The 17069-nt window shown below is 63.2% G+C and carries 16 protein-coding genes and 1 riboswitch; of the genes, 8 read left to right on the top strand and 8 right to left on the bottom strand.

The genetic code is table 11. The features are described from left to right. Positions 1 to 162 precede the first annotated feature (162 nt). Positions 163 to 630, top strand: coding sequence for a MaoC family dehydratase (locus H6979_10180; protein MCP5140213.1), 468 nt, complete (start codon positions 163 to 165; stop codon positions 628 to 630). 10 nt (positions 631 to 640) lie between these two features. Next, positions 641 to 1408 (top strand): enoyl-CoA hydratase/isomerase family protein, encoded by a 768-nt coding sequence (locus tag H6979_10175; GenBank protein MCP5140212.1) that lies wholly within the window; start codon positions 641 to 643, stop codon positions 1406 to 1408. Between the two features lie 35 nt (positions 1409 to 1443). Here the strand turns inward: H6979_10175 and H6979_10170 are convergent, their stop codons facing one another. From H6979_10170 to H6979_10160, 3 genes are all read right to left on the bottom strand, one after another. Continuing rightward, the gene (locus H6979_10170) at positions 1444 to 1890 is read right to left on the bottom strand and encodes a winged helix-turn-helix transcriptional regulator (protein MCP5140211.1); all 447 of its coding nucleotides are present in this window, start codon (positions 1888 to 1890) and stop codon (positions 1444 to 1446) included. A 177-nt stretch (positions 1891 to 2067) separates the two neighbouring features. After that, positions 2068 to 2958, bottom strand: a complete 891-nt coding sequence (locus H6979_10165) for a hypothetical protein (protein MCP5140210.1) — start codon at positions 2956 to 2958, stop codon at positions 2068 to 2070. Between the two features lie 40 nt (positions 2959 to 2998). Beyond that, positions 2999 to 3091: riboswitch (cyclic di-GMP riboswitch) on the bottom strand. A 385-nt stretch (positions 3092 to 3476) separates the two neighbouring features. Then, a complete protein-coding gene (locus tag H6979_10160) occupies positions 3477 to 5168 on the bottom strand; it encodes an AMP-binding protein (protein MCP5140209.1) in 1692 nt (563 codons plus the stop codon). Between the two features lie 193 nt (positions 5169 to 5361). Between H6979_10160 and H6979_10155 the strand changes: the two genes are divergently transcribed. From H6979_10155 to H6979_10130, 6 genes are all read left to right on the top strand, one after another. Beyond that, positions 5362 to 7617, top strand: a complete 2256-nt coding sequence (locus H6979_10155) for a hydroxymethylglutaryl-CoA reductase, degradative (protein ID MCP5140208.1) — start codon at positions 5362 to 5364, stop codon at positions 7615 to 7617. Next, entirely contained in the window at positions 7614 to 8195 is a 582-nt protein-coding gene (idi, locus tag H6979_10150; GenBank protein MCP5140207.1) for an isopentenyl-diphosphate Delta-isomerase, read from the top strand. The genes H6979_10155 and idi overlap by 4 nt, the downstream gene beginning before the upstream one ends. Continuing rightward, positions 8192 to 8998: an SDR family oxidoreductase gene (locus tag H6979_10145; protein MCP5140206.1), complete on the top strand. Its 807-nt coding sequence runs from the start codon at positions 8192 to 8194 to the stop codon at positions 8996 to 8998. Before idi ends, H6979_10145 begins: the two co-directional genes overlap by 4 nt. Before the next feature lie 12 nt (positions 8999 to 9010). Beyond that, positions 9011 to 9961 (top strand): ABC transporter ATP-binding protein, encoded by a 951-nt coding sequence (locus tag H6979_10140; protein MCP5140205.1) that lies wholly within the window; start codon positions 9011 to 9013, stop codon positions 9959 to 9961. After that, positions 9958 to 11187: an ABC transporter permease gene (locus tag H6979_10135; protein MCP5140204.1), complete on the top strand. Its 1230-nt coding sequence runs from the start codon at positions 9958 to 9960 to the stop codon at positions 11185 to 11187. The genes H6979_10140 and H6979_10135 overlap by 4 nt, the downstream gene beginning before the upstream one ends. A gap of 140 nt (positions 11188 to 11327) precedes the next feature. Then, a complete protein-coding gene (locus tag H6979_10130) occupies positions 11328 to 11630 on the top strand; it encodes a hypothetical protein (GenBank protein MCP5140203.1) in 303 nt (100 codons plus the stop codon). A 60-nt stretch (positions 11631 to 11690) separates the two neighbouring features. Here H6979_10130 and H6979_10125 read toward each other — a convergent pair whose 3' ends face one another. Genes H6979_10125 through H6979_10105 form a run of 5 tightly spaced genes read right to left on the bottom strand, consistent with a single transcriptional unit; the run spans position 11691 to position 17052 of the window. Continuing rightward, positions 11691 to 12911 carry an MFS transporter gene (locus tag H6979_10125; GenBank protein MCP5140202.1) on the bottom strand — a complete coding sequence of 407 codons (1221 nt, stop codon included), beginning with the start codon at positions 12909 to 12911 and terminating at the stop codon, positions 11691 to 11693. Beyond that, complete coding sequence (locus H6979_10120; GenBank protein MCP5140201.1) at positions 12911 to 13885, bottom strand: phytoene/squalene synthase family protein; 975 nt, start codon at positions 13883 to 13885, stop codon at positions 12911 to 12913. The genes H6979_10125 and H6979_10120 overlap by 1 nt, the downstream gene beginning before the upstream one ends. Before the next feature lies 1 nt (position 13886). Then, positions 13887 to 15380: a phytoene desaturase gene (locus tag H6979_10115; protein ID MCP5140200.1), complete on the bottom strand. Its 1494-nt coding sequence runs from the start codon at positions 15378 to 15380 to the stop codon at positions 13887 to 13889. Next, positions 15377 to 16558, bottom strand: coding sequence for a lycopene beta-cyclase CrtY (gene crtY, locus H6979_10110; GenBank protein MCP5140199.1), 1182 nt, complete (start codon positions 16556 to 16558; stop codon positions 15377 to 15379). Before crtY ends, H6979_10115 begins: the two co-directional genes overlap by 4 nt. Then, positions 16555 to 17052, bottom strand: coding sequence for a hypothetical protein (locus H6979_10105; protein ID MCP5140198.1), 498 nt, complete (start codon positions 17050 to 17052; stop codon positions 16555 to 16557). Before H6979_10105 ends, crtY begins: the two co-directional genes overlap by 4 nt. Positions 17053 to 17069 lie beyond the last annotated feature (17 nt).

Here is a 17069-nt window from a genome sequence, read left to right as displayed (position 1 = left end):
TCCCGAAAAGGGTAGCGTCCCCTTTTCGCGCAGATTATATAGCCTGCGGCAGCAACGCCGCGGCCCGGCAACTGACCGGAGCCGGCACAGCCGTACAACGTCTGCTAGCATCTTTGCACTGCGTCAGTTTTCCCGCCATACCTTGACAGGGAGTTCCTCAACATGGCCCTCGCCCAAGCGCTTGCCGACCTGAAGTCAAAAGTCGGCCAGGAAATTCATACCAGCGACTGGCTCACCGTCGACCAGGCGATGATCGATGCCTTTGCCGCCGCAACGCGCGATAAACAATGGATCCACATCGATCCCCGCCGTGCAGCAAGCGAATCGCCATACGGCAAGACCATCGCGCACGGTTATCTGACCCTGTCCCTCTACCCGCTGCTGCGCGGACTCGTGGATGAGAGCAAGCCGCTCGTGCCTGGCGTAAAGCGCGTGATCAACTACGGCATCAACAAGCTGCGCTTTCCGAATGCGGTGGTGGTCGACAGCCGGATTCGTGCCCACTGCAAGCTGGTATCGGCTGAAGAAGCCAAAGGCAGCATCGAACTCGTCGAGGAATATTCCGTCGAGGTCGAAGGCCAGGAACGGCCGGCCTGCGTCAGCGAATGCGTGATGCGACTCTACTTCTGAGCGACATCCGGTGACCGACAAGATCCTGCTGACCGAACGCCGCGGCGACACGCTGCGGGTCATCATCAACCGGCCTGACAAGCGCAATGCGCTGTCACTGGAGCTGCTCGACCGGATCGGCAATGCCTTCGCGGAACATGCCACGGATGCCACGCTGAAATGCGCGGTCCTGACAGCCAGCGGTGACCGTTGTTTCGCGGCCGGGGGCGACCTGCGCGAACTCGAGGCGGTACGCAGCGAGACCGACACGCTTGCGATGTCACGACGCGGACGCGCCGCCCTTCAACAAGTGCGGCAGTTTCCGGTACCGGTCATCGCCGCACTCAACGGGCATGCGCTGGGCGGCGGTGCCGAACTGGCGATGGCCTGTGACCTGCGCATTGCCACTGCCCGGACTGAACTCGGCTTCCTGCAGGCCCAGCTCAATGTCACGACCGCGTGGGGCGGCGGTATCGACCTGCTCGCGGCGCTGGGTACGGCGCGCGGGCTGCAGATACTGCTGGAATCGCGACGCATACCGGCTGGAGAGGCTCTGCAACTTGGTCTGGTGCAGCGCGTCTGTACCGGCGATGAAACGCTGACGGCCTGTACTGCAGCTTTTATCCAGCCGTTTCTGGATCGGCCGGTACAGGTATTGCGTGCCTACAAGGCGCTCACACTGGCAAGTCGGCATGTATTGCACGAACGGCTGGTCACCCAGGAAGAACTGGGCTTCACCGCAACCTGGATCGATGCCGATCACTGGGCGGCAGCGGAGCGGGCGCTGGCGCCGCGCTAAGGCGTGAAAAGGTTTCGCCCTGTCCCGCGCCTCGGCTAGAAACCTGGCTTATTGGGATCGAGGATAATGATTCCGTGCTCCTCATAACGCTTCAAGAGCGTGTTCAGGAGGCGGCGAAAATCGCGCTCGAAGCGGTCCGATGCAGGGTGACCAGGCATGATCTCGATGATCCGCCTGCGCCCATCCTCCGGATGCACTCGCTCACGCACCCATTTCTGCTCAATGAATTCATGCACGATACGCGACACCGTCGGGCGGGATATACCCAGCGTCTCGGCAATGTCCTTGTTGCTGGTTGCATCGCCCACATAGAGACTCTTCAGCCCGATGTAACTGCCGATGCGCAGGTGATTGAGCGTCGTCTCACCACCGAAGTGCTCTGCCAGGGTCCCGAGAAACAGGCCGATGAACGCCTGGATTTCCTGTGCGGTCTGGAATTCGGCCAGTGCCAATGCCTTGTTGAATCTCCGCTTGTATGGCACGAACTTCTTCCTTGCGATCGCGGCAGAAACGCCAAGCGTTCGACGATACAGGATTGCAGGCGCCGAATTATCAAATGAACTGACCCGCTTCGACAAGGCAGAGCCGCGCCCAAAGAAAAACCCCGCCGAAGCGGGGTTTCTTGGTCACCAGCTGATCAGCGACTGGTCAGATGGCACTCAGGCCGCGCGACGACGCGCCCAGCCGAGGGCACCGAGGGCCGAACCAAACAGCCACACAGCGCCCGGTACCGGGACAACCGAATAGTTCAGGGTGTAACTCTGGAAGACGTTGGGCAGGAAGGATGCCGCCAGGTCAACCTGCCGCGTGATGTGGAGGCCAGTTGCGTCTTCCCAGACGGCCAGGGCGCAGCACATGCTGTTTCTGACCGCACTGCCGCCTGAGCCGGTCTGCCCACCGTTCCCGACGTTCCACGGTTCGAGGCCAGGAGTGGAGGTCGGTTGGCTCTGATCAACCAGGCTTGCTGCGCCATTGCCCTGCACCCCGTTGGACCAGTTTATCGTCCCGCCAGGCGCATTGGGACCACCAAACTGGTCCTTCGTGGCGCCAGTACCGCAATTTGCACCGATTGAGTCGATGCAATAGGCCTGGTTCCAGATCAGCGCAGTCGTGTCAGTGGCTGACCAACCTGCCTTGCCGCCAGGTGTCAGCGTGGTCGTGCCATTGCCGCCGAAAGTGAAGCCAATCTTGGAGCCACCGGTTGACGTGACCGGGCACTGGCCGACTGTCGTGCTGTTACAGACCGTGAAGAGCCCATTGCCCGTGGTATCTCCATAGGCCGCGAGACTGCCGTGCTCCAGAGCGATATTCCCGAAGCCATCATTCGTCGCGGTCGCGATACCACAACCGTCGCAGGTGCCGACGAGGTGATTGGTATAACCGGCGGGCAGTCCGTTATCAACGACGAACACTGAGCCGATAACAATACCGAATCGCCACTCCACTGATTGCAAGGTGTAGGTCGTGGGCGCTGCGCTGACTACTCCGCCAGCAAGCACGCCGAGGACCGCTACCAGTCCAAGTAGCTTCCTGTGTCTTATCGTCTTCATTGAAAGTCTCCCATTCAAAAATACACAATAGGCCTGTGGGATTTGCAGCCTGGCGATCTGAACAACTCAGCTGTTCGGCATCAGACCCGTGGCTTTCCGGCCCAGGCTCGCACCTGGTGTGGCTTTGATTCCCCGTTCGCTCTTTTGTCGCGGTTCGTTTGCCTTTAGTCGCTATCTATCTGAGATACCGATGGTCCGGATCTCTACCAGCCGAGTCCGGCCAGCAATCTTTACCGCGGCTTCGCCCCAGTCGTTTTGCTTTGTGGAGGGAAGTTGACAAGGAAACTAACAGAGCATTTTTCGGGTGTAAGAATGGATTTACATCCGAAATGATCTCCGCTGCGCGTATCCACAAATTTATGTTTAATCAGATTTTCTTGCGTCTCTGCAGCGCATAAAAAAAGCCCGCTTGCGCGGGCTTCGTCGTTGTCCCCTGGAAGAGGAACTCGCCCAAGGTGCGGACCCGGGCTTGGATACACGATACGGCGATTCAACGCGCGCGGACAGCATAGTTTCGCTTATGAAACGATCAAGGGGACGCCCCCTTGATCGCGCAATTCGCGACGCAGGATCTTGCCGACGTTCGACTTGGGCAGTGACTGACGGAACTCGACATGGCGCGGGATCTTGTAGGGCGCGAGCCGCTCGCGCAGGAACTCGCGCACTTCATCCCTGTCGAGACGGACGCCCTGCCGCGTCACGACAAACAGTTTTACCGCCTCCCCCGTGCGCTCATCGGGGATACCAATGCATGCGGCCTCGATCACGTCCGGATGACGGGTGATCTCGGCCTCGACTTCGTTCGGATAGACCTTGAGGCCGGCCACATCAATCATGTCCTTCTTGCGGTCGACGATGAAGAAGTAGCCGCGCTCATCCATCTTCGCGATATCACCGGTACGGAAAAAACCGTCACTGGTCATCGCTGACGCTGTTGCGCCCGGATCGTTCCAGTAACCGCGCATCAACTGCGGTCCCTGCATGCAGAGTTCGCCTGGCTCACCAGGTGCAACCACCGCACCCTCATCATCGCGCAGGCTGACCAGCGTGCCGGGCAGCGGCAGGCCGATGCTCGCGTTGAACTCGCGCTGGTTTGCCGGGTTGGAACAGACCACCGGTGAAGTCTCCGAGAGTCCGTAGCCCTCATGAATTGTCGTCCCGGTAAGTTCACGCCAGCGCTTTGCCGTTGCCGGCATCACGGCCATGCCGCCCGCCGAGACGAGGCGGACCGCCGAGAAATCCACCTTCGCGAAATCCGGCTGCTGCAGCAACGCCTGGTACAGCGTATTCACACCGGATATCGCCGTGAATTTCCAGCGACGCAGTTCGGCGATGAAGCGCTTCATGTCGCGCGGATCGGTGATCAGCACATCGTGAGCACCGATTTCCAGATAGGCGAGGCAGTTACAGGTCAGCGCATACACGTGATAGAGCGGCAACGGCGTGATGACGATTTCCTCGCCTGGCACGTTGAGGCCGGCAAACCAGCTGTTGATCTGACGCACATTGGCAAGCAGGTTGCCGTGCGTGAGCATCGCACCGCGCGAACGGCCCGTCGTACCACCCGTGTACTGCAGACAGGCCAGATCGTCGCCGGCAAGCGCCGGCGGCGGGCGGTAATCCGCCGGAGTCCGCGCCATCACGTCTGACCAGCCCGCAGCGCCCGGCACCGAAGCGCCACCCATGCGCCGCAGATAACGGACGACAAAGTTGACCAGCGAACCGCGCAGTGCGCCGAGCAGATCACCGATACCGGTGACCAGTACATGCCGTACCCCGGTATGCGCCGCTATCTCGTTGTAGGTCCCGGCGCTCTGGCTGAGCACCACCAGCACTTTCGCGCCACTGTCGGTGAGCTGATGCTCGAGCTCGTTCGCGGTGTAGAGCGGATTGACGTTGACCACCACCAGACCGGCACGCCAGGTACCGAACAGTGCGACCGGATACTGCAGCACGTTCGGCAACATGATGGCGACGCGATCGCCAGGCGAAACTTCCGGCAGGCTTTGCAACCAGGCCGCAAAGCAGCGGGTCAATGCATCAAACTCCGCGTAGCTGAGCGTGCGGCCCATGTTGCTGAAGGCCGGTTGCGGCGCGTACCGGGCGCAGGCGCGGTCGAGCATCGCTGCCAGCGTTTCGCGGGGATCCAGCTCGATGCCGGTCGGAACACCGGGTGGATACTCCTTCAGCCAGACCCTGTCATCCGCCATGCCGCCACCTGCTGCCTGAAACCGGGATCATGTTAACGCCCCGGACAGCGTCGGCGAAATGCAACGGGGCAGCCTGATACAGCCCGGAAACGTGGCAGCGCGCGGGCATTCCTGATACGGTTATGGTGCGCATTCGCGGCCATGCGGAGCGCCTGTAGACCGCCAATCCTGAACAGTCACCGAAGGGCGCCCCGTGACCCGATCCCGCATCCCGCACTTCTACAAGATGAGCGTCGCCGAACGCGTACGCGCCGTACACGAACGCGGCCTGCTCAGCGATGCTGATTTTGACCGCCTGTCCAGCGGCCAGACGACGCTCGACCTGCAAGCCGCCGACAAGATGATAGAGAACGTCATCGGCGTACTCGGCATCCCCATCGGCCTCGGCCTCAACTTCCTGATCAACGGCAAGGACTATGTGGTGCCGATGGCGGTCGAGGAACCCTCGATCGTCGCTGCCATCAGCGCAACCGCCAAGCTGGCGCGTGAATCCGGTGGTTTTGCCACCTCCTCCACCCCGCCGATCCTGATCGGCCAGATCCAGGTACTGGAGGTACCCAACCTGCCGGCAGCCCATGCCGCCGTGCTCGAACGCAAGCAGGAAATTCTCGACCTGGCCAACAGCTTCCATCCGCGGATGGTGGCGCGCGGTGGCGGCGCGGTAGATCTGGAAGTACGCTCCTATCCGTTGCGCTCGATGCCCGGCGAGATGCTGGTCGTGCACCTGCTCGTCGATACCCGCGATGCGATGGGCGCCAATCTCGTCAACGGCATGTGCGAGGGCGTGGCCTCGCTGATCGAGCAGATCACCGAAGGCACCGTGTTCCTGCGCATCCTGTCGAATCTTGCCGACCGGGCCCTCGCACGCGCGGAAGTCGTGCTGCCGGTGGCACAACTGGCCGGCAAGGGTTATGCCGGTGAACGGGTACGCGACGGCATCATCATCGCAGCCGATTTTGCCCACGCCGATCCCTACCGGGCGGCGACGCATAACAAGGGCATCATGAACGGCGTCGATGCCGTGGCGCTCGCAACCGGAAACGACTGGCGTGCCATCGAAGCCGGCGCGCACGCCTATGCGGCACGTCACGGGCGTTATGGCTCGCTCACCGAGTGGTGGAAGGATGAAGCCGGCAACCTCTGCGGGCGCATCGAAATGCCGATGAAGGTCGGCATCGTCGGCGGCCCTCTCGAGTCGAACCCCGGCGTGGCGATGAACCTGCGCCTGCTCGGTGCCGAGACCGCCACCGAGCTCGCCGAGGTGATGGCCGCGGTGGGCCTGGCGCAGAACTTCGCCGCGCTGCGCGCGCTGGCCACCGATGGCATCCAGACCGGCCACATGACGCTGCACGCACGCAGCGTGGTCAAGGCCGCCGGTGCGCCGCCGGAGCTGTTCAACGAAGTGCTCGAGCGCGTCCTCCAGAGCGGCGAGATCAAGGTATGGAAAGCAGAGCAGATCCTTGCCGAGGTCCGGCAGCCGGCTCCCGTTGCCGGCACGTCCACGCGGCGTGAACCAGAGGCCGGCGTCGGCATCGGCTACGGCAAGGTCATCCTGCTCGGTGAGCATGCCGTGGTGCATGGCCGGCATGCCATCGCGCTGCCGATCCCCCTCACCATCCGCGCGGTCGTCGAGGATGGTGAACGTGGCGTCGAACTGCTGATCCCGCGCTGGGGCGTCGAATACCAGCTCGCCAAACCCGCCGAGCAGCGCCGTTCCTTTGAACGCGCGGCCGGTGCGATTCTCGACAAGCTGGGCCTCGCGACACGCAAGCTGCGCATCGAAGTGTTTCCGGATGTGCCGCGCGGCATGGGTCTCGGCGGCTCGGCAGCCCTGGCTGTGGCGATCGTCCGCGCGCTGGACCTGCATTTCCGGCTTGGTCTCGGCGATACGGAAGTGAACGAACTGGCCTGGCTGTCGGAACAGATCGCGCATGGCCAGCCCAGCGGCATCGACAACACCATGGCCACATTGGGCACACCGCTGGTCTACCGTCGCGGCGCACCACCGCTGATCGAAACGCTGAATATTCCTGCACCACTGAAGCTGGTCGTCGGCATGACGCACCACGAGGGCCTCACCGCCCGTACCGTGGCCAGTGTCGCCGAAGCACGGCAACGCAACCCGCGTCTCTATGAAAAAATATTCGATGACATCGACGCGCTGGTACTGCAGGCAGTCTCGGCAATCCAGGACAACGATATCGCTACGCTTGGTGACCTCATGAACATCAACCAGGGCCTGCTGAATGCACTGCAGGTATCAACCCCGGAACTCGAACGGCTGATCGGCCTTGCGCGCAAGGCCGGTGCAGCCGGTGCCAAACTGACCGGCGGCGGCGGCGGCGGCGCGATGATCGCCCTTTGCAACGACAACAACATGGATATTCAGACTGCCATCGAACGTCAGGGATTCCGCACCATGACCGTCACCGCAGGCAGGAAGTCGTGAGCGGTCTGGCGCAAACTGCGGTGACGGAAGACCAGCTGATACTGGTCGATGAGGAAGACCGCGAGATCGGCACCATGGCAAAAACCGAATGCCATCTGGGTGCAGGTATCCTGCACCGCGCCTTCTCGGTGTTTCTGTTTGATGCCGACGGCAAGGTCCTGATACAGGAACGCGCGGCGGGCAAGATGCTGTGGCCCGGGTTCTGGTCCAACAGCTGCTGCAGTCATCCGCGACCGGGTGAAACCACCGAGGGGGCTGCAAAGCGCCGCGTGCGGGAAGAACTGCGCCTCGAGTGCCGGCTCGGCTTCCTGTACAAGTTTCGCTATCAGGCAGCCTTCGGCAGCGTCGGTTCCGAGCACGAGCTGTGCTACGTCTATGCCGGCCACGCGTCCGGGACCATCCTCACCGACCCTCTGGAAATCGCCGCGATCCGCTGGATTACACCGGCCGACCTGGATCTCGAAATTGCAGCCAGTCCCGAGCGCTTCAGCCCATGGATGAAGCTCGAGTGGCAGCAGATCACCGCCAACCATCTGGATCGCATTCTCGACGATTGCCGGAAGCAGGCCACACGGTGAACGTCGTCATAACGGGCAGCACGCGCGGCATCGGTCGTGGCCTCGCCGTTGAATTCCTGAAGCGCGGACACAACGTCGTGGTTTCAAGCCGCAAGCAGGCGGATGTGGACAAGGCGGTCAGCGAACTGGCCTCGACCGGGCCGGCAAGAGTCGCCGGCACGACCTGCGATGTCACCCGCAAGGCCGATGTACAGGCGCTGTGGGACCATGCCGTCACCAGCTTCGGCCGCGTGGACTTCTGGATCAACAATGCCGGCCGCGCGAGCTCGCGTTACGAAGTGCACGAAATGCCCGAGGACCTGGTGCACACGCTGGTCGATGGAAATTTCAAGGGCAGCGTGTTCGGCTCGCAGGTAGCGATTCAGGGCTTTGGAAAGCAGGGGTCTGGGGCCCTCTACAACATGCTCGGCGGCAGCTTCGATGGCAAGCGGCTCACACCGAACATGGGCGTGTACAGCGCCACGAAAGCTGCCGACTGGCTGCTGACCAGGTATCTCGTTCAGGAGAACAAGAACCCTGACATCATCATCGGCGCCATCAGCCCCGGCATGCTCATCACCGAGAACTGGTTTGAGGAACAGAAGCAGATCGATCCTGCGGAGTGGCAGAAGATCCGGCCCATCCTCAACATCCTCTGCGACTATGTGGAAACCTCGACACCCTGGCTGGTCGAGCAGATGCTCGACAACCGGCAAAGCGGCCGGCGTATCGCCTGGATGACCACCGGAAAACTGCTGGGCCGCTTTCTCAAGGCTCGCCTGCCCGGCCCGAAACGCGATCTGTTTGCGCGCTTCGGCCTCTGAGCCGCGCGCTCCGTGTCAGCACTTCCTCGCGGCGAACCCCTGGTGGTGGTGCGCTCGGCGCGGCGCCGCTTTGGCGTACACGCCGCGCTCTCCGGCGCTGACCTGACCGCCTGCAGCGGCGAGATCCTCGTGCTGCTCGGGCCGAACGGTGCAGGCAAGACCACGCTGCTGCGTGCGCTCTGCGGCCGCATCCGGCTTGATGACGGCAGCATCCGCATCGCTGGCGGCGATCCGGCGGACCCGGCAGTCCGGCGCCGGACCGGTTTTGTGCCGCAGTCGATCGCACTCTGGACCCAGCTCAGCGTGCGCCACAATCTGGAACTGTTTGGCCGACTGGCCGGCCTGCAACGAACCGACCTGCAAGTCGCCGTGGCCGACACGCTCGAGTGGTCGGGCCTCGCTGCACGTGCCGGCGATGTGGTTTCCACCCTGTCCGGCGGCATGCAGCGCCGGATCAACATCGCGGCCGGCACCCTGCACCGCCCGGACCTGCTGCTGCTCGATGAGCCGACGGTCGGACTTGATCCGGTCGCACGCAGTGAAGTACACCAGGTACTCGACCGGCTGCGGAAGACCGGCATGAGCCTGATCATGACGACCCACGACCTGGTCGAGGCAGAAGCGCTGGCCGATCGCGTCGCACTGATGTCTGCAGGGGCGGTACGCGCCGAGGACAGCCTCGCACGGCTGATCGGCCGGCTGTTCGGCAGCGACCAGGAAATCGTGCTGATGCTGGCGGCGGAACCTGCCCCGTCGATCCGCGACGCATTGCGCGACGCCAGGCTGGCACCGACCAACGAAGCGCGGGTCTGGATCGGTCGCCTGGGCAGCGGTCTCGAGCACTTGCCGGAACTGCGCAGCCAGCTCATCAACGCCGGTGCAGACATCGCCGAACTGCGCATCCGGCAACCGGGATTGCACGGTGTCTATATCGAACTCACCGGACAGGTGCCGCACGAATGACGCTGACGATCTTCAGGGCGGCCCTGCTCCAGCTGTTGCATGATCGTGGCGCGCTGCTGCTCAGCCTGTTCGTGCCGGCGGTGTTCTTCCTCATCTTTGCAGAAATCTTCGCCACTGCGGCCAGCGACCAGGTCCAGGTCCATGTCGCCATCGTCGACGAAGTGCAAAGCGCCGACTCGATCCGCCTGCTTGCGGCGCTGAACAGCGAAGCGACCGTAACCGTCATTCCCGGTGTACCCGACCGCAACGCGGCGCTCGACCTGGTACGCAGGGGCACCGCCGACGTCGCGCTGATCGTGCGCGCCGACGGTGAATCGCTGGCGACGGCGGCAGGTCTCGCTGCCCCGCCACTGCTGCTGCTTGTCGATCCCTCGCGCAATGTGGCCGCCACGGTGCTGAGCGGGCAACTGCAACGCGCCTACTTTAAAGCGCTGCCGGATCTTGCCATCGGCCGTGTTGCCGAACTCATCGGCACCGAGTTCACGGAGTTTTCACCCCGGCAGCAGGCAGAAATAGATACGGGTCTGGCCGAGCTGCGCGAATCGGCCAGTAAAGGACAGCGCGGCGGCTGGTCTTTCGAGGAACTGCTGGAACACGAGAACGTCGCCGGACAGACGGCCGCACTCAACCACATCGCCTACTATGCCGGCGCGGTGGCCTTCATGTTCCTGCTGTTTGCCGCCGCCCAGAATGCGGTGGGCATACTCGACGACCAGGCGGCAGGCATTCTCGACCGCATCGCCGCCGGGCCGGGCGGCATGACGGTCGTGGTGAATGGCCGATTCATTTTCCTGGTAGTGCAAGGCATGGTGCAGGGCACGGTGATCTTTGCGGTCGCCTGGCTGCTCTATGGCGTGGATGTGCCCGGCAACTTCGGCGCATGGTTGCTGATCTCCTTCAGCGCTGCAGTGCTCGCCGCAGGTCTGGGTCTCCTCCTCGTCACGGCCTGCCGCACACGCGCCCAGGCGCAGATCCTGCCCACGGTCGTGATTCTCATCATGTCGGCTGTCGGCGGCAGCATGGTGCCGCGCTTCTTCATGCCGGCCTGGCTGCAAACACTGGGCTGGATCACACCCAACACCTGGGCACTCGAAGCCTACAGCGGCCTGTTCTGGCGCGGCGAGCCCTTGCTGGCCCTGCTGCCACGTTGCGCCGGCCTGTTCCTCACCGGACTGCTGGCCCTCGCGATCAGCCACCTGCTCGCCCGCCGCCTCGTGCAGCACTGAAGTCGCACAGGGGCGTAAACGGCACGAGGGATTTCCTCCATGACTCAGGTCAATTGTTCCGGAATCCAATAACCGGATCATGCAAACGGCGCCGCGCGACACCGGCCCGGCATCCAGACAGCACAGGAGAGAGAATCACCATGAGCAGCATCGATGGAAAGTGGGACTGCATCAGCAAGACGCCGATGGGCGACCAGCCGTCCGTGATGGACCTGAAAAGCGACGGCAATGTCGTCACCGGCACGAGCACCAACATGCTGGGGACCATTGAACTCACCAATGGCAAGCTGGACGGCAACACATTCACCTGGCAGATGGAGATGACCTCGCCGTTTCCGATGAAGATGAACGGTGAAGTCGTCATCGACGGCGACTCGCTGGAAGGCACGGTTGCGGCAGGCTTCTTCGGCAAGTCGGGAATTGTCGGCAAACGCCAGTCCTGAAAACGTCCAACGTATCGGGCCACTTGCCCGGACGGGGCAGATCCTTCGACAAGGCTGCCCCTATTCTTCGCCCGGTTTCAGCGCCCTGAAACTGCGCCAGAGCGCGAGGTCGTAAATGATCTTGAGGCCGCCGGCCAGCAGGAATGGCGCGTGCAGTGACGTGGCCAGCAGTGCCCCGCTGAGTGCCGGCGACAGCGCCGCGCCCAGCGAACGCGCAATCGTGGTAATCCCGGAAGCCGCCGAGCGTTCGTCCGGGTCGACCACCGCCATGGTGTAGGACTGTCGCGTCGGCACATCCATCTGCGAAATCGTGAAACGCACCAGCAGCACGGCAAGCGCCCAGGACAGGGTCGGCATGAAGGGCACCAGGCACAACAGGATGTTCGAGGGCAGATGCGTGAAGACCATCGTGTTGATGAGGCCGAAGCGCGCCGCCAGACGGCTGGCCAGCAGTGCCGACATGCCGGCCAGCAGGTTGGCAACGAAGAACACGCTGCCCAGTACCGCTTCACTGATCCCGAAGCGCAGATAAAACCAGTAGGCGAGCAGGCTCTGGATCACGAAGCCGCCGGCAAAGGCGTCGACGGCAAACAGCGCACTGAGACGCATCACCACACCGCGCGAACGGTGCAGGCCAAAGCGCCGTTGCGGCAAGTCCGCTGCCACCTGTACTTCAACCTGCGCGGACAGGCGCAGGAACAGCAACACCAGCACACCGCCAAGCACGGCGTAGGTCGTCAACACGCTTTGATAGGCGCCGAGTGCCGTCATGCCCGTTTTCTGCAAGCCGAATGCGAGCCAGCCGCCGGCCAGCGAGCCCGCCGCGGTCGCGAGTGATCCGGCGAGGTGATACCAGGCGAACAAGCGGGTGCGGTTCCGGCCGGGAACAAGACCTGTCAGCGCTGCCTGCTCGACGGAAAGAAACGGACCGATCTCGTATCCGCTTGGACTGATGACACCGATGATTGCCGCCAGCGCCAGCAACAGGGGCTCATCGGTCAGGACAAATACCGTGCCGGCCAGCACCATCAGTGTTGCGCCGAGCAGCAGAATTCGTCGCCGGCCAAAGCGATCGGCGATGGTGGTCAGCCAGAGCGTGATCGCCGCATCACCCAGCAGGGTCGCTGAAAGCAGCAGGCCGATACCCCAGTCGCTGAGTCCGCGCGCGGCAAGGTAGAGCGCCAGCACCACCGATACGAAACCATAGGCGAACAGTCGTACGATCCGCGCGGCAAAAAGCACCCGGATATCACGGGACACAGACGACAGGCCGGTGGTCATCAGGGTTCGGGAATGGTCCAGAGATCGCGGGACCGCGGCATGCTGGTGAGCCACCGGTCGAACACGACCGCACGCAGCGCGGATCCGGCACCGACCACCAGTTCCCGGAGTTTGCGCGGCGTGCTGACGACGACCCGGCTGTCCCAGGCGCGCACACCGCGTCCGGTCACCAGCCGGCCGATCGCGCGGTAGATACCCAACGCAGCTGCCACCGCCCACGCCGACCTGAAAGGCAGCGCCTTGAGGCCACAATCTGCCGACCGGTAATAGCGCTCGGCCTCATCCAGCAGACGGGCCACCACACGCGCAACTGCCGGACGGTTTTCGGGGCGACTCAGCGTCAGGGAAGAAATCCCCGACTCGGCCAGCCACGATGCAGGCAGATAGCATCGTCCGTTGCCGGCATCATCGAGCACATCCCGGGCAATATTGGTCAGCTGAAAAGCGATGCCCAGATCCGCTGCCCGCTGCAGGGTGGGAGCATCGCGCACGCCCATGATCTGCGCCATCATCACCCCGACCACGCCGGCGACCCGATAGCAGTACAGCAGGGTATCGTCAAAGCTGCGGTACTCGTGGCCGCTCACATCCATTTCGAATCCGGCCAGCAACTCCAGCGCATGGCGCTCCGGAATCCCGCAATCCTTGCTGACCCGCTGCAAGCCGATGAAGACCGGGTCCGCAAGGCTTTCTCCGGCAAAAGCCCGGCGAGTTGCCGTACGCAGGTGTTCCAGTCGCACTGCAGGATCATGCGGAGCGGATCCCGGACCAGGCGCAGGCTGCGGCCTCGCTGATTCGGGCGCCGAATGCATGCCGAGATTCTGCCCGTCGATCTGGTCGTCGCAGTAGCGGCACCATGCATAGAGCATGTAGGCGTGGTGCCGCGTATCGGCATCGAAGAGCTTCGCCGCCAACGCGAAGCTCCGTGAACCCAGACGGATCATTTCCCTGCTGTTGGCGACGACTGCATCCATATCAACGCACCCCGAGATCGGCAAGCATCAGTCCGGCCGTCGCCTTCGCCGAACCCACCACGCCGGGAATACCAGCGCCCGGATGGGTACCGGCACCGACAAAGTAGAGGTTGCGGATCCGGTCGTCGCGATTGTGCACCCGAAACCAGGCGCTCTGCGTGAGTACCGGCTCCAGCGAAAATGCGGAACCGAGGTGGGCATTGAGCTCGGTCCGGAAATCTTCCGGCGTGAAGATCCTTGATGTGACCAGGTTTTCGCGCAGTCCGGGCATCAGCTGCTTCTCGAGGGCGCTCAGGATCCGGTCCCGATACACGGGGCCCATCGTGCTCCAGTCGATCGGCGCCTTGCCGAGGTTCGGCACGGGCGCCAGCGCATAAAAGCCGGCGTGACCCGGTGGCGCGAGAGTCGGATCGCTGGCGGATGGATTGTGCAGGTACAGGGAAAAATCGTCTGCCAGTATGCCCCGCTCGAAGATGTCCGCCAGCAGTTCCCGGTAACGCGGACCGAACAACACCGTGTGATGGGCGATCTCGGGATACTGCCGCTTCAGGCCGAAATGCACGACGAACAGGGAACTGCTGTACCGACCGCGAGCCAGGCGTTTTGCCATCGCCCGCCCACGATCGGTACCAGCCAGCAGGCTGGCATAGGTATGCACCACATCGGCATTGCTCGCTACCGCATCAACCATGATGCTGCTCCCTCCGGATACCGCCACACCAGTCACGACACCGTTGCGTACCTGTATCTCTTCGACCGGGCAGTTGAGACGGATTTCACCACCCAGGTCCTGGAACAGCTTTGCCAGAGCCTCGACCAGCGCGCCGGTACCACCACGCGGGAAGTACACCCCCCAGCGACGCTCCAGTGCATGGATCAGCGCATAGATGGACGGTACGTGGAACGGATTGCCGCCGATCAGCAGCGACTGAAAGCTGAAGGCCTGGCGCAGATGGGGATCGCGCATGAAATCCGACACGACACCGTAAACCGAGCGGTGACTCTTCAGGCGAATGAGCTGCGGCACCACCCGCACCATGCTCCATACATCCTGAAAGGGGACGGTACCCAGTTTCAGATAGCCCTCGCGGAAAACGGCTTCGGAAAATTCCAGAAAGCGGCGGTAACCGTCTGCATCAGCGGGATTGATGCGCGCTATCGCGCTCGCTACCGCATCCACATCGGCGTTGTAGTCCAGGCTGACCCCGTCCTGCCAGATCAGGCGGTAGAAGGGATCGACCGGCAGCATCTCCACATAGTCGCCGATTGCCCTGCCGCCGAGCTCGAACAGCTCCTCGATCGCATTCGGTGCGGTGACCACGGTTGGGCCGGCATCGAAGCGGAAGCCATCCTGCTCATAGACGTAGGCGCGACCGCCGGGCCGGTCACGCCGCTCCAGCAGGATGGTGCGTATGCCGGCTGACTGCAGCCGGATGGCCAGCGCCAGGCCGCCGAAGCCCGCACCGATGACCGCAACGGCGGGTGCAGGCCTCATGCCGCACCTCCCCCGACAGCCGAGGGCAGCAGACTGCGCAAGGCACGAATCACCGGCACTGGTGGCCGGCCGCTGAGGATCTGCCGGGCGTCATTGATGCTGGTCCTGCCGGCATAAAACCGTTCGATCACCGGCTGCGGCAAGCGGTAGAAATGCTGCAGCACGCGGTAGCGCTCCCCGGGAGCGGCGGCAAGAAACAGCATGCGATTCAGCATCCGGTACAGGCGCTGCTCCTGCCAGCGACGCCGGGCGCGGTCACGGATCCTGGGGCCGATGTTCGCACTGTGCAGATCGGTGACACCGGCCAGGTCATCGGCGAGCGATGCTGCTTCCGGCAGTGAATAGCCGGTGGTGTGATGGAACAGCCCGGCGTGCAGGCCCGCACGCGGCAAGGTCGCATCGGCCGGTGGCCAGAAGAGGTCGAATTCCACATCGAGCACGATTGGCAGTACGCCGCGTTCTTCCCGAGTCATCGCCTGCACCACCCAGCCCCGCGCCCGTACATAGCTGTTGATATTAAGTCGCAGCGCAGGCGCATCGAGCGCCGGCGTATCGCTGTAGTACGTGTCTTCAACCAGCAGCCGGTCAGGACCGAAGGGCAGCAGGTAGACGAAGCGGTAACCGTCTGCCTGCGCCACGGTTGCATCCATGAGCAACGGACCGGTCAGGCCGTGAGGGCCCGCGAGTACCAGCTCCTGACCGAGGAATTTCTGGTAGCGCAGCACCAGTCCCGCGCTGTCACCTGCCCCGGCTCCGCGCCCGTCGATCACCAGTCCGGCGCGAAGCGTCTGTCCGTCGTCAAGCTGCACCGCCTGCGGCCCGAGCTGCACGGCTCGTACGCCACAGCGGATATCTACGCCAGGCAAGGCCATCACCGCCTGCTTCAGTCTTTCCGAACTCAGCGAGTAGTACGCCCCGGAAATGCGTCGCTGCCGTTCCGGGAAACACACCTCATAGTGCTGCCAGGAATGGCTGGCCAGCGGCAGCAACCACTCGCGTTCCGCCGCCTGCAGGTCGCTGCCATGAAAAGACCAGGTGTGATTGCCACCCGGTGCGGGGCCTGCTTCGAGCAGGGTCACCCGGAGATCCGGCCGCAACGCGTGCAGCCGGAGCGCGATCAGGCAGTTGGCGAGTCCGCCACCGACCAGCAGCACATCACTGTTCGTCGTGCCGCTCATTGTGCAAGCAGGGCTTCGATGATGGCCGTGATGCCGGCAGCCCGTTCAGCACTGAAGCGGCCGCGCACCTGGCCAGCCAGTTTGCCCTCGCGATCAAAAACCAGCAGGTTCGGTGCGGCCGTATCCAGGCCATAACCGGTCGCCCAGCGACGCTCGATATCGATGAGTACCGGCACGGTAGCTGGCACCCGCTTCTGCACGGTTGCATTTACCCGGGCTATGTCGACCCGACCCTCGGCCGGCATTTCGGCCACATTCAGAAAATGCAGATCGGGGTGGCGTTTTCCCAGCTCTTCTCCCCAACGCTGAATTGTCGACAGTCGCCGCACATCGACCACTATCGCAACGACCACCTTGCCCTGGTGGCTGGCCAGACTATCGGTATTGCCAAACTGGTCGCGCAACGGCGCTGCAGCGATATCCGCTCCCGCAGCCGTGCCGCAGACGCCGAGCAGGACGAGCAGCAGTCCCGGCATTCCGGAAACAAGGCGCATGGATGGAAGCCGCGAAA

This window comes from Chromatiales bacterium, from assembly GCA_024234935.1.
In the GTDB taxonomy this organism is placed as follows: domain Bacteria; phylum Pseudomonadota; class Gammaproteobacteria; order Steroidobacterales.
This window is presented reverse-complemented; position numbering and strand designations above follow the sequence as displayed.

What these genes read in the sequence shown, in the direction of transcription:
- H6979_10135 (MCP5140204.1), top strand. Translation starts at nt 9,958, where the DNA reads ATGACGCTGACGATCTTCAGGGCGGCCCTGCTCCAGCTGTTGCATGAT.
- H6979_10165 (MCP5140210.1), bottom strand. Translation starts at nt 2,958, where the DNA reads ATGAAGACGATAAGACACAGGAAGCTACTTGGACTGGTAGCGGTCCTC.
- H6979_10115 (MCP5140200.1), bottom strand. Translation starts at nt 15,380, where the DNA reads ATGAGGCCTGCACCCGCCGTTGCGGTCATCGGTGCGGGCTTCGGCGGC.
- crtY (MCP5140199.1), bottom strand. Translation starts at nt 16,558, where the DNA reads ATGAGCGGCACGACGAACAGTGATGTGCTGCTGGTCGGTGGCGGACTC.
- H6979_10130 (MCP5140203.1), top strand. Translation starts at nt 11,328, where the DNA reads ATGAGCAGCATCGATGGAAAGTGGGACTGCATCAGCAAGACGCCGATG.
- H6979_10160 (MCP5140209.1), bottom strand. Translation starts at nt 5,168, where the DNA reads ATGGCGGATGACAGGGTCTGGCTGAAGGAGTATCCACCCGGTGTTCCG.
- H6979_10120 (MCP5140201.1), bottom strand. Translation starts at nt 13,885, where the DNA reads ATGGATGCAGTCGTCGCCAACAGCAGGGAAATGATCCGTCTGGGTTCA.
- H6979_10105 (MCP5140198.1), bottom strand. Translation starts at nt 17,052, where the DNA reads ATGCGCCTTGTTTCCGGAATGCCGGGACTGCTGCTCGTCCTGCTCGGC.
- H6979_10125 (MCP5140202.1), bottom strand. Translation starts at nt 12,911, where the DNA reads ATGACCACCGGCCTGTCGTCTGTGTCCCGTGATATCCGGGTGCTTTTT.
- H6979_10180 (MCP5140213.1), top strand. Translation starts at nt 163, where the DNA reads ATGGCCCTCGCCCAAGCGCTTGCCGACCTGAAGTCAAAAGTCGGCCAG.